Source organism: Bradyrhizobium sp., assembly GCF_016213215.1.
Taxonomy (GTDB): domain Bacteria; phylum Pseudomonadota; class Alphaproteobacteria; order Rhizobiales; family Xanthobacteraceae; genus Bradyrhizobium.
On the sequence record NZ_JACRAW010000023.1, the window covers coordinates 1 to 12,027 of the forward strand.

At 65.4% G+C, this 12,027-nt stretch carries 13 protein-coding genes; 2 read left to right on the forward strand and 11 right to left on the reverse strand.

Annotated features, from left to right (window positions below; all coding sequences use genetic code 11):
* The 7 genes from HY852_RS05405 to miaA form a co-directional block, all read right to left on the reverse strand.
* On the reverse strand, positions 1-482 hold a 482-nt coding region (locus HY852_RS05405), incomplete at its 3' end, for an NAD(P)-dependent oxidoreductase (protein ID WP_291603190.1).
* A gap of 133 nt (positions 483-615) precedes the next feature.
* A complete protein-coding gene (locus HY852_RS05410; RefSeq protein ID WP_291603191.1) occupies positions 616-1,218 on the reverse strand; it encodes a LysE family translocator in 603 nt (200 codons plus the stop codon).
* Positions 1,219-1,229: 11 nt separating this feature from the next.
* Entirely contained in the window at positions 1,230-1,925 is a 696-nt protein-coding gene (locus HY852_RS05415; RefSeq protein ID WP_291603192.1) for a class I SAM-dependent methyltransferase, read from the reverse strand.
* 2 nt (positions 1,926-1,927) lie between these two features.
* Positions 1,928-2,482 carry an acetolactate synthase small subunit gene (gene ilvN, locus HY852_RS05420; protein WP_291603194.1) on the reverse strand — a complete coding sequence of 185 codons (555 nt, stop codon included), beginning with the start codon at positions 2,480-2,482 and terminating at the stop codon, positions 1,928-1,930.
* Between the two features lie 196 nt (positions 2,483-2,678).
* Positions 2,679-3,662, reverse strand: coding sequence for a threonine dehydratase (locus HY852_RS05425; protein WP_291603196.1), 984 nt, complete (start codon positions 3,660-3,662; stop codon positions 2,679-2,681).
* 14 nt (positions 3,663-3,676) lie between these two features.
* Positions 3,677-5,452: an acetolactate synthase 3 large subunit gene (locus HY852_RS05430; RefSeq protein WP_291603197.1), complete on the reverse strand. Its 1,776-nt coding sequence runs from the start codon at positions 5,450-5,452 to the stop codon at positions 3,677-3,679.
* Positions 5,453-5,915: 463 nt separating this feature from the next.
* Entirely contained in the window at positions 5,916-6,821 is a 906-nt protein-coding gene (gene miaA, locus HY852_RS05435) for a tRNA (adenosine(37)-N6)-dimethylallyltransferase MiaA (protein WP_291603199.1), read from the reverse strand.
* 36 nt (positions 6,822-6,857) lie between these two features.
* Between miaA and serB the strand changes: the two genes are divergently transcribed.
* Entirely contained in the window at positions 6,858-7,763 is a 906-nt protein-coding gene (gene serB, locus HY852_RS05440) for a phosphoserine phosphatase SerB (protein ID WP_291603201.1), read from the forward strand.
* 5 nt (positions 7,764-7,768) lie between these two features.
* Positions 7,769-7,903, forward strand: coding sequence for a DUF4160 domain-containing protein (locus HY852_RS05445; RefSeq protein WP_291603203.1), 135 nt, complete (start codon positions 7,769-7,771; stop codon positions 7,901-7,903).
* Positions 7,904-7,919: 16 nt separating this feature from the next.
* Here HY852_RS05445 and HY852_RS05450 read toward each other — a convergent pair whose 3' ends face one another.
* The 4 genes from HY852_RS05450 to hflK all read right to left on the reverse strand — a co-directional run bounded on the left by HY852_RS05450 (position 7,920) and on the right by hflK (position 11,915).
* A complete protein-coding gene (locus tag HY852_RS05450) occupies positions 7,920-9,416 on the reverse strand; it encodes a Do family serine endopeptidase (protein ID WP_291603204.1) in 1,497 nt (498 codons plus the stop codon).
* 155 nt (positions 9,417-9,571) lie between these two features.
* Positions 9,572-9,778, reverse strand: coding sequence for a DUF2065 domain-containing protein (locus HY852_RS05455; protein WP_291603205.1), 207 nt, complete (start codon positions 9,776-9,778; stop codon positions 9,572-9,574).
* A gap of 80 nt (positions 9,779-9,858) precedes the next feature.
* Positions 9,859-10,773 carry a protease modulator HflC gene (hflC, locus tag HY852_RS05460; protein ID WP_291603208.1) on the reverse strand — a complete coding sequence of 305 codons (915 nt, stop codon included), beginning with the start codon at positions 10,771-10,773 and terminating at the stop codon, positions 9,859-9,861.
* Positions 10,770-11,915 (reverse strand): FtsH protease activity modulator HflK, encoded by a 1,146-nt coding sequence (gene hflK / locus HY852_RS05465; RefSeq protein WP_291603209.1) that lies wholly within the window; start codon positions 11,913-11,915, stop codon positions 10,770-10,772. The genes hflC and hflK overlap by 4 nt, the downstream gene beginning before the upstream one ends.
* Between the last annotated feature and the right edge of the window lie 112 nt (positions 11,916-12,027).

Genomic DNA, 12,027 nt, shown 5'->3' on the forward strand with positions numbered 1-12,027 from the left:
GCATTGCCCGACGGATCCTTGTGAATCGCGATCAGGCAGGGCACGCCGCCGCCGCGCAGATATTCCGAGCGCACGGTGTGGCCGGGGCCCTTCGGCGCGATCATCAGCACGTCGAGATCCGCGCGCGGGTCGATCAGGTTGAAGTGGACGTTGAGGCCGTGGGCGAAAACCAGGGCAGCGCCCTTCTTCATGTTGTCGTGCAGGTGCTCGCGATAGATGTCGCCCTGCAGCTCGTCCGGGGTAAGCATCATGACGAGGTCGCCCCATTTCGCGGCTTCCGCCACCTCGAGCACCTTGAACCCGGCGGCTTCCGCCTTCTTGGCCGAGGCCGAGCCCTTGCGCAGCGCGATCGCCACTTCCTTCACGCCGGAGTCGCGCAGGTTCTGGGCATGGGCGTGGCCCTGGCTGCCGTAGCCGACGATGACGACCTTCTTGCCCTTGATCAGGTTCAGGTCGGCGTCGCGATCGTAATAAACACGCATGGTGGTTTCCTCTAAAAGGGGCCTGAGTCGGCCGTTGCTCACGTATTCCGGGGTGAAAATTGCGGATTTCGGGCGTTGTCTAGAGCATTTTCCCCGACAGGGGAAACCCGTTTCTGCATGGAAAAGCGTGGCATCATGCGTCCACGAATACCGGGTAAAGCGAGGCCAACAGCAGCGCCGCCATCACAAGGTTGAAGCCGCGCACCAGGCGCTCCGAGGTCAGGACGGGGCGCAGTGCGGTGCCGAACAGGGCCCAGACCACGGTCGAGCCCGCTCCCATCACCAGGCTGATCGCGGTCTGGATCAGGATATTCCAGGGAAAGCTGGCGATCGCGGCATAGGCGGTGATGGTGCCGATCACCATCACCCAGCCCTTGGCGTTGATCCACTGGAACATGGCCGCGCCCCAGAAGGTCATCGGGCCGCGCCCGGCGTCCTCGCCCGGCTGGGCCGGGCCGGACCGCGCAATGCCGACGGCAAGATAGATCAGGTAGGCGGCGCCGGCATATTTCAGGACCGTCTGCAGGACCGGATAGGCGACAAAGACGGTGCCGAGCCCGAAGCCCACCGCCGCGACCATGAAGGCAAAGCCGAAGATGATCCCGGCCATATGCGGCAGCGTGCGGCGGAAGCCGTAGGTGAGTCCGGAGGACAACAGCATGATGTTGTTGGGCCCCGGGGTGAAGAACATCACCACCGCGAAAAGGATGAACGCGAACAGGAGCGGCTCTGACATCTTCGCCCTGTTCAGCTCTGTTCGCCGGGCGTCGGCTTGCGCAGGAGATAGGTGCCGTGCATGGGGGCATGATAGTCGGCCGAGACGAGGACGAAGCCGACGTCCGTCAGCATGCGCTCCATGACCCAGCCGAAGGTGGAGTATTCGTCGCGCATATGGGCGACGACGCTGTCGCGCGCGAAATCATGGTTCTTTATGTGGAAGTCGGCCCATTGCTCGACGTCGCGCTCGCCGCCGTCCGGCATCGAGACGTAGACGATATCGCGCAAATAGAAGCTCGCGCCGGGCTTGAGCGCACGATGGATGCGCGCCAGCGCCACCGCCTTCCAGAAATCCGGCAGGTGGTGCAGCGTGAACTCGCTGACGATCAGGTCGTAGGAGCAGGGCTCGTAGGCGAAGCTGAGCAGGCCCGCCGAGCGGGTGCGGACGCGCGCCTTGCGGTCGCGCGCGTAGATTTCGGCGAGCGCCAGCATGGCCGGCGAGATGTCGATGGCGTCGACCTCGGCCCCCATCAGCGCCGCCTCGGTCGCCAGCACGCCGTTGCCGCAGCCAATGTCGGCGATGCGCCAGCCGCTCTGCAACCCCAGCATCTTCAGCGCGGAGCGGGCGCGCAGGTCGGCATCCTCGCCATGGTCGTAGATCGAGGCGACCGCGGTATCGAGCCCGATGCGATTGCGCTCGTTGTAGAACCAGTCGCGCGCCAGCATGGCTACATCCCTTCCGGCCCGCGCGCGATGGCGGCGACACCGGTGCGCGACACCTCGACCAGACCGAGCGGGCGCATCAGGTCGATGAACTGATTGATCTTGGACGTGTTGCCGGTGATTTCGAATACGAAGCTTTCGACGGTGGCGTCGATGACGCGGGCGCGGAACGCATCGGCAAGGCGCAGCGTCTCCACCCGGTGCTCCCCGACGCCGCGCACCTTCACCATGGCAAGCTCGCGCTCGATCGCGCGGCCCGTCAGCGTCATGTCGACGACACGATAGACCGGGACCATGCGGTCGAGCTGGTGCTTGATCTGCTCGATCACCATCGGCGTGCCTGTCGTGACGATGGTGATGCGGGAGACATGCTTCTGGCTCTCGGTCTCGGACACCGTGAGGCTCTCGATGTTGTAGCCGCGGCCGGAGAACAGCCCGATGACGCGCGCAAGCACGCCGGGCTCGTTCTGCACCAGCACCGAAAGCGTGTGCGTCTCGCTGGGATCGTGACGATCTTCAATAAAATAGGCGGATGCGGGCTGGTTTGCGGGCTGGTTCATTTTGCTTATCCCGAAAAGGTCAGACTCCCTCTCCCCGCTTGCGGCGAGAGGGTTGGGGTGAGGGGGGCTCTCCATAGGGGCGGTGAGAGACGGACTCGCGGAGAGTCCCCCTCACCCGGATCGCATCGGCGATGCGATCCGACCTCTCTCCGCAAGCGGGGCGAGGTGAAGAAGGCGTTTGCGAACAGGCGGCACATCAGGCCACCACCTTGTCGGCTGCAGGCGCATCGGCGATCACCCACGTCCGGAACAGCTCAAAATCGATGTTGCCGCCGCTCAGGATCAGGCCGACGCGCCTGCCCTGCAGCCGGCTCTTCTCCTGCATGGCGGCGGCGAGCGCGGCGGCGCCGGCGCCTTCGGCAAGGTTATGGGTGTCGGTCCAGTAGGCCCGGATCGCGGCGGCGATCTCCTCGTCGGTGACCTGCACGATGCGGGAGGCACCTTTGCGGATGACCGCAAACGCGTCCGGATCGGGAATGCGCGTCGCCACGCCGTCGGCGCGGGTGTTGCTGGTTGCGGTCGCAATGATGGTGCCCTTGGCGAAGGACAGCGCGTAGGACGGCGCTTCGGTCGACTGCACGCCGACGATTTCGGTCTTCAGACCGAGCAGGTCGCGGGCGAGGATACAGCCGCAGATCCCGGAGCCCTGCCCGATCGGCACGTAGAGAATGTCGAGGTCCGGCGCCGCCCTGAACAATTCGAGCGCGTAGGTCGCCACCCCCCGCACGAGGTCCGGGTGGAACGACGGCACCATGTGCAGGCCGGTAAACTGGGCGCGGCGCTCGGCCTCTTCCCGAGCCGCCTGGAAGTCCTCGCCGTGTTCCACGAGCTCGGCGCCGAACGCGCGCATCGCGCGGTTCTTTTCGACCGAATTGCCGCGCGGCACGTAGATCACCGCCGGCACGCCATGACGGCTGGCGGCGAACGCCAGACTCTGGCCGTGATTGCCCCGCGTCGCCGAAATGATCCCGGGCACATCCGGGCGCTCGCGCTTCAGCCGCTCGATATAGACGAGCCCACCGCGCACCTTGAAGGCGCCGATCGGCGTGTGGTTCTCGTGCTTGACGACGACGCTGGTCCCGAGCCGCTGTCCGAGCAGCGGCCAGGCATGCGCCGGCGTCGCGGGCACCGCCTGGCCCACGATCTCGTGCGCACGCTCGAGCTGCTTCAGGTCAAACATGGTCGACGCTCACCTCACACCAATGCCTTGCCGGCGGCGAAGGCGGACGCGGTCGCCTCGTCGTTGGCCTGCTCCGGCAACAGCATTTCGTTGTGCGCCTTGCCGGACGGGATCATCGGGAAACAGTTCTCCAGCGAGGCGACGCGGCAATCGAACAGCACCGGGCGCTTGACCGAAATCATCTCATGGATCGCGCCGTCGAGATCGGACGGCTTGATGGCCTGGATGCCGACGCAGCCATAGGCCTCCGCAAGCTTGACGAAATCGGGCAGCGCTTCGGTGTACGAATGCGACAGCCGGTTGCCGTGCAGCAGCTGCTGCCATTGCCGCACCATGCCCATGTACTGATTGTTGAGGATGAAGACCTTGATGGGCAATTCGTACTGAACCGCCGTCGACAGCTCCTGGATCGTCATCTGCACCGAGGCGTCGCCGCCGACGTCGATGACCAGGCTGTCCGGATGGGCGACCTGGACGCCGACCGCGGCCGGCAGGCCGTAGCCCATGGTGCCGAGCCCGCCGGACGTCATCCAGCGGTGCGGCTCCTCGAAGCCGTAGAACTGCGCCGCCCACATCTGGTGCTGGCCGACCTCGGTGGTGATGTAGACGTCCCTGCCGCGCGTCGCCTCGAACAGGCGCTCGATGGCATATTGCGGCATGATGATGTCGTTGCTCTTCTTGTAATAGAGCGAGTTGCGCGCGCGCCATTTGGCGATTTCCTGCCACCACGCCTTGATGTCGGGCTTCTTGGCTTCCGCCTTGAACACCTGCAAGAGATCGCCCAGCACACTGCCGGCGTCGCCGATGATCGGCACGTCGACGCGGATGTTCTTGTTGATCGAGGACGCGTCGATGTCGACGTGGATCTTCTTCGATCCCGGCGAGAACGCGTCGATCCTTCCCGTGATGCGGTCGTCGAATCGCGCGCCGACGCACAGCATGACGTCGCAACCGTGCATCGCCATGTTGGACTCGTAGGTGCCGTGCATGCCGAGCATGCCGAGCCAGTTCTTGCCCGAGGCCGGATAGGCGCCCAGCCCCATCAGCGTCGAGGTGATCGGAATGCCCGTGACCTCGACCAGTTCGCGCAACAGCCTGGAAGCCTCTCGTCCCGAATTGATGACGCCGCCGCCGCTGTAGATGACCGGGCGCTTGGCGGAGGCGAGCAGGGCCACCGCCTTGCGGATCTGCTGCGCGTCGCCCTTCAGCCGCGGCGTGTAGGAGACGTGCACGTCGGACTTGCGCGGCGGGTGATAGGTGCCGGTCGCAAACTGCACGTCCTTGGGAACGTCGACCACGACCGGGCCCGGCCGGCCGCTGGTTGCGACATAGAAGGCCTCGTGCAGCACCTTGGCGAGATCATTGACGTCGCGCACCAGCCAGTTGTGCTTGGTGCACGGCCGGGTGATGCCGACGGTGTCGCATTCCTGGAACGCGTCGTTGCCGATCAGATGCGTCGGCACCTGGCCGGTGATGCAGACCAGCGGAATCGAATCCATCAACGCGTCGGCGAGCGGCGTCACCATGTTGGTGGCGCCGGGGCCCGAGGTCACCAGCACGACGCCCGGCTTGCCGGTCGAGCGGGCATAGCCTTCCGCGGCATGGCCGGCGCCCTGCTCGTGCCGGACCAGGATGTGCTGGACTTCGCTCTGCTGGAAGATCTCGTCGTAGATCGGAAGCACCGCGCCGCCGGGATAGCCGAAAATGTGCTGTACGCCATGATCGATCAGGGCGCGGACGATCATCGCGGCGCCGGTCATCTGGTTCGGATCGTGGCTCTTGTCACTCATGGCTTGCTCCGGATGCGCTGTTGCCAGCGGCTTTTTCGGTTAGTGGTTCGGGAAATAAAAAAGGGCCCGAAGAGGCCCCGTGCGCACCGCCTGAATTTGGATGGCCGCTAGCCATCCCCGGCGATGCGCCTGGGTACTACGGCAATAAGCAGTTTGGTAATAATGTTACGCATGGACGGCGCCCGGCTTCCCAAAGGTTGCGCGCGTTATAGCTGCCGGCGGCTGGAAGTCAAGGCGCCGTGTGGGTTTCGCGCGATTTGGGCAGTTTAGCTGCATTGTGGTCGTTCGGCGAGAGGCAATTTGCTGCGCTGCTGCAAAAGCGGTGGCCGTCAGCCCCTGTCATTCCGGGGCGCGACGAAGTCGCGAGCCCGGAATCCATAACCACAAGCGCCTGTGTGGTGCGAAGGTGTGGCCGTGATGCGCCACTTACGACGGCCTGTGGTTATGGGTTCCGGGCTCGCGCTTACGCGCGCCCCGGAACGACAGCGGAGAGCCATCCCCCCGCCTCCTCCGGCCTCACCCATTCAAACTCCGGCAACTGATGCCGGAACCAGGTGAACTGCCGCTTGGCATACTGGCGGGTGTCGGCGCGGCCGATCGCGGCCGCTTCTTCGAGACTGATCTCGCCGGCAAGGTGCCGGATCAGGACCGGCACGCCATGCGCCTTCATCGCCGGCAACAGCGGATCGAGCCGTCGCGCGGCAAGGCGCGCCACTTCGTCCAGCGCGCCCGAAGCCAGCATGGCATCGAACCGCGCGTCGATGCGGGCGTACAGCGCCTCGCGCTCCGGCGCCATGAACAGCGCGCTGACTTCGCCTGGCGGCAGCAGCGCCGGCAGGCCTTCCCGATGCCAGTCGAGCAGCGAGCGCCCGGTCGCCTCCACGACCTCCAGCGCGCGGGCGATGCGGGTGCGATCCCTCACCTTCAGGCGCTCGGCGGCGGCCGGATCGCGCCGCGCCAGTTCGGCGTGCAGCGCCTCGACACCGTCGCGATCTAGCCGCGCGCGCACGCTCTCGCGCACCTCGGCCGGAATCGGCGGTACCGCGGAAAGGCCTGAAACCAGAGCCTTGAAATAGAGCCCGGAACCGCCGACGAAGATCGGCAACCGCCCTTGCGCGCGCGCCTCGAGAAGCGCCTTTCCTGCATCCACCACCCAGGACCCTGCGGAAAAGTTCACCGCCGCATCGACATAGCCGTAGAGCGTATGCGGAACGAGCGCCTCTTCCTCCGGCGAAGGCCGCGCGGTGATGATGCGGAGGTCACGATAGACCTGCATGGAATCGGCGTTGATGATGACGCCGCCCGTTCTTTGCGCCAGTTCGATCGCCAGCGCCGACTTGCCGCTGGCGGTCGGCCCTGCGATAAGCACGGCCTTGCTCTCTTGCCTTTCCGAGCTCACCTGAAAATGTCTCTCGTCGCCACCCTCATCTGCAATCCCGCCAACCCCGCGCTCGACTCGACGATCGTGGAAGGCGCGCGCGCCGTGCTGCCCGAGGCCGGCCCGGGGCATTGGCTGTTCGACGAGGTGGCCATCGATATTCCCTTCACCGCCCAAATCGCCGACCAGAGCGCCCTCCACGCCATCGAGCGGCGCCTGCGCGAGGTGCGCGGCGATTTGCCGATCGACATTGTCGTGCAGCCTTCCGCTTTCCGGCGCAAGAAACTTTTTCTGGCCGACATGGACTCCACGATGATTGGGCAGGAATGCATCGACGAGCTCGCCGACTTCGCCGGCCTGAAGGCGCACGTCGCTTATATCACCGAACGCGCGATGCGCGGCGAGATCGCCTTCGAGCCGGCGTTGCGCGAGCGCGTTGCACTTCTGAAAGACCTGCCGGTCGGCGTCGTCGACGAAGTCCTCACCCGTCACATCACCCTGACGCCGGGCGGCCGGGAACTGGTGATGACCATGCGCGCGAGCGGCGCCTGGACGTGCCTGATCTCGGGCGGCTTCACGCTGTTCACCAACGAGATCGCGAAGAGGATCGGCTTCCAGGAGAACCGCGCCAACGAGCTCCTGGTGCAGGACGGCAGGTTCACCGGGCAGGTCAGGGAGCCGATCCTGGGGCACGCCGCCAAGCTCGGCACGCTGCTCGAGCTGCGCAGGTCGTTGAACCTCGACGACGTCGACACGCTGGTGGTCGGCGACGGCGCCAACGATCTCGGCATGATCCAGGCAGCCGGCCTCGGGGTCGCCTACCACGCCAAGCCCGCGGTCTCGGCAGCGGCAGCCGCCCGCATCGACCACGGCGACCTCACCGCGCTGCTCTACGCGCAGGGGTACCGGCGGGAGGAGTTTGTGGGGGGATAGTTCGAATGCCGACGGTCCTGCGCTGGCGATCCTATCGCGCGTTCTTCTATTCGAACGAGGGCAACGAACCGCCGCATGTCCACGTGCGTTCCGCTCGGCATCTGGATGCCCCGCCTTCGCGGGGCATGACAGTGATGTGAGCTGCGGCCTCTGACCCTACTGCACGCTCAGCGCCACGAAGCGCAGTTCGCCCTCGGCGTTGGAGACGAGCAGCAGGACCGATTTCTTGCCGTCCTTCTTCAACTGGTCGACGCGCTTCTGGACGTCGGCGCCGCTGGTGACCACCTCCTGCGCCACCTCGACGATGACGTCGCCGGCGGAGAGCCGCTTCTCGGCGGCATCCGACTTGGCATCGACACTGGTGACGACCACACCCTTGACGCTGTCCTTGATCTTGTAGCGGGTGCGCAGGTCCTTGCTCAGCGTCGCCAGGTCGAGGCCGAGCGCCTTCTGGGTCACCGGCTTCTCCGCCGGCTCCTCGGTGGTCTTGATCGCGGCCTGCACCTTCTCGGGATCCTGCAGGCGCCCGAGCGTGACCTTGCGGGTTTCCTCCTGGCCCTTGCGGATGATGACGACGTCGACCTCCTTGCCGACGGCGGTGTCTGCCACCACGCGCGACAGATCCCGCGGATCCTTGATGTCCTTGCCGTCGAACTTGACCACGACGTCGCCGGGCTCGATGCCCGCGGGCTTGGCCGGGCCCTTGTCCTCGACGCCCGCAACCAGCGCGCCGCGCGCCGGCTTGATGTTGAGGCTTTCGGCGATCTCGTCCGTGACGGCCTGGATGCGCACCCCGAGCCAGCCGCGGCGCAATTCGCCGAACTGGCGGAGCTGGTCGACGACGGCCACGACCGTCTTCGACGGCACCGCAAAACCGATGCCGATCGAACCGCCGGACGGCGAGATGATCAGCGTGTTGACGCCGATGACTTCGCCTTCGAGGTTGAACAGCGGACCGCCGGAATTGCCGCGGTTGATGGAGGCATCGGTCTGGATGTAGCTGTCATAGGGACCGGAGGAGATGTCGCGATTCTTCGCCGAGACGATGCCCGCCGTCACCGTGCCGCCGAGGCTGAACGGATTGCCGATCGCGACCACCCAGTCGCCCAGCCGCAGCCTGTCGGAGTCGCCGAACTTGACCGCGGTCAGCGGCTTCGGCGGTTTGATTTTCAACACGGCAAGGTCGGTCTTCTTGTCGATGCCGACCATCTCGGCTTTGACCTTGGTGCCGTCGTTCAGGATGACGTTGATCTCGTCGGCATCGGCGATGACGTGATTGTTGGTCACGACGACGCCGGAGGTGTCGATGATGAAGCCCGAGCCGAGCGAGTTGGTCTTGCGCGGTGTGTGTTCGCCGTTCTTTTCTCCGCCCTTGCTGCCGGGTCCCCTGCGGTTCTTGAAGAAGTCGTCGAAGAATTCCTCGAACGGCGAGCCCGGCGGCAAATGGGGGGTCGCGCCGCGGCCGTCGCCTTTCGCTTCGACGGTCTGCGATGTCGAAATGTTGACGACCGCGCCGATCACCTTCTCGGCGACATCGGCGATGCCCTCGGGCCCGCGTGCGAAAGCCGGCGAGACGACCGCGCTCGCGGCGCCAAGGACGATCGCGGCCAGCCCGAGACGCAGGCGGCGGGTCAAGGCAGGGGTAGCGGTCATATTCGGTTGTCTCCAGAGAGTCGTCGAGAAATATTGCCCCACACTGCGCTCGAACGGGCCGAGGGCGCAAGCACGGACCTTCACGGCTCAAGGCCTGAGAAGCCGGACAATACGGCGAAAAACAGACATCAACGCTTCACGATGACGTTGGTGCCTCAGGTGTGGCGCCGCACGACCCAAATCAAGATCAGGCCGATCACCGCCGAGCCAATGCCGGCCGCCCGCAGGACATAGTCCGGCGAGGTCATGGCGGTCTTCATGGCCCTGCGCATCCAGTTGGGACCGGCCGCGAACATGACGCCTTCCAGCACGAACAGAATCCCTAAGCCGATGAGGAAGTCGGCAAACGCAATGGACCTCATCGGATTGGAACCTCCCCTTGTGCTGTTCCTGGTTGGTAAGGGGCGACCTGGACGTCGCCCCCGTTTCCTTTTTGACCGGGCTAGGGCTTTGCCGCCCCGGCCGTCGCCTCAGCGCCCGGCTGCGGCTTGCCCGACGGGTTACCGAAATACCGGAAGAAGTCCGAATCCGGCCGCAGCAGGAAGCGGGTATCGCTGCTCCGCAACCCGTGCTCATAGGCGCTCATCGAGCGATAGAAGGCGAAGAAATCCGGATCCTTGCCGTAGGCTTCCGCGAACAGCCGATTGCGTTCGGCATCGCCCGCGCCGCGCGTCTGCTCGGCGGCCGAATTGGCCTCGGCGATAATCACGGTTGCTTCGCGATCGGCTTTGGAACGGATCTCCTGCGCCTTCTGGCCGCCCTGGGCCCGGAACTCGGCCGCTTCGCGTTGCCGTTCGGTCTGCATGCGCTGGTACACCGCCTGGCTGTTCTGCTCGGGGAGATCGGCGCGCCGGATGCGGACATCGACGACCTGGATTCCGTAACCCTCGGCCTCGTGATCGAGCTGGCCGCGGATCCGGTTCATCAGCATTTCGCGCTCGTCGCGCACCACATCGATGAAGGTGACCTCGCCGAGCACGCGGCGCAGCGATGCGTTCAGCAGCGTGGTGAGCTGCAGGTTGGCGGCCTGGACCGAGCCGACGCTTTGGTAGAAGCGCAGCGCGTTCTTGATGCGGTAGCGCGCGAAGGCGTCGACCACCAGGCGCTTCTGGTCGGAGGCGATGACTTCCTGCGACGGATTTTCCAGATCGAGAATGCGCTTGTCGATTCTGATCGCCGTATCGATGAAGGGCGCCTTGAAGTTCAGCCCGGGTTCGGTGACCACTCTCTTCGGCTCGCCGAACCGCACCACCAGCACCTGCTCGGTCTGGTCCACGGTGAAGGCCGAGCTGTAAGCCACGATCAGCACCAACAGCGCCAAGATAAGGGAAACAACTCCTGTGACCGGAGACTTCATCGGTTGCCTCCGCTCTGCTGCTGGCCGGTAGTGGCAGGTGCCGCCGGCTTACGCGGCGTCAATTCGTTGAGCGGCAGATAGGGCACGACGCCCTGCCCCGCGGCGCCGCCGTCGTAGATCAGTTTTTCCGAGGGGCCAAGCACGCGCTCCATCGTCTCGAGATAGAGGCGTTCGCGCGTGACGTCTGGCGCCTTCTTGTACTCCTCGTACACCTTCAGGAATCGTGCGCTCTGGCCCTTGGCTTCGGCCACCGCCTGCTCCTTGTAGCCTTCCGCGGCCTGGAAGATCTGGGCGCCGCGGCCGCGCGCTTCCGGAATCACGCGGTTGGCATAGGTCTGCGCCTCGTTCTGCAGGCGCTCGAGGTCGGCGCGCGCCGCCTGCACGTCGCGGAAGCTATCGATGACCTGGGCCGGCGGATCGACCTTCTGCATCTGCACCTGGGTGATCTGGATGCCGGAACCGTAACTGTCGAGCGTCTTCTGCATCAGTTGGTGCACGCCCTGCTCGGTGGTGGTGCGCGCGCCGGTCAGGATCGGCTGGATGTTCGAGCGGCCGATGACCTCGCGCATGGCGCTTTCGGCGACCGCCTTCACCGTGCCTTCCGGATTCTGGATGTTGAAGAGATAGTCGGCAGCGCCCTTGGGCTTGATCCGCCACAGCACCGTGAAATCCACGTCGACGATATTCTCGTCGCCGGTCAGCATCAGGCTTTCTTCCGGCACATCCCGCATGGTGCGACCGCGCCGCGCCGGGTCGTCGATCAACGACATGCCGATCGAGATCGTGTTCACGCGCAGCACCTTCGGCAGCAGAACCCTCTCGATCGGAGACGGCAGGTGGTAGTTCAGCCCGGGCTCGGCGTCGCGTACATACTGGCCGAAACGCAGCACAATGCCGAGTTCCTCGGACTGCACCCGATAAAAGCCCGACGCAAGCCAAATCGCGATCGCCCCGACCACGATCAGCGCGATACCGATGCCGCTGAAATAGCCGCCCGGCAGAAGCTGCTGCAGGCGGTCCTGCCCGCGCCGCAGAAGGTCCTCAAGATCGGGCGGCCTCGGGCCACCGGGTTGCGGACCGGAGCCCCACGGCCCTTTCGGGCCCGAGCCCCATGGGCCTCCGCCCTGATTCTTCCATGGCATCGACAGTCTCCTCGGCAGCCGGAGGATCCGGCCAGAATGTCCGCCCGGCTTTATAGGGGACCGCCACGGCCCTTACAACGCAAGCTTGACGCCTCCGAGCTATGCCTGAGCA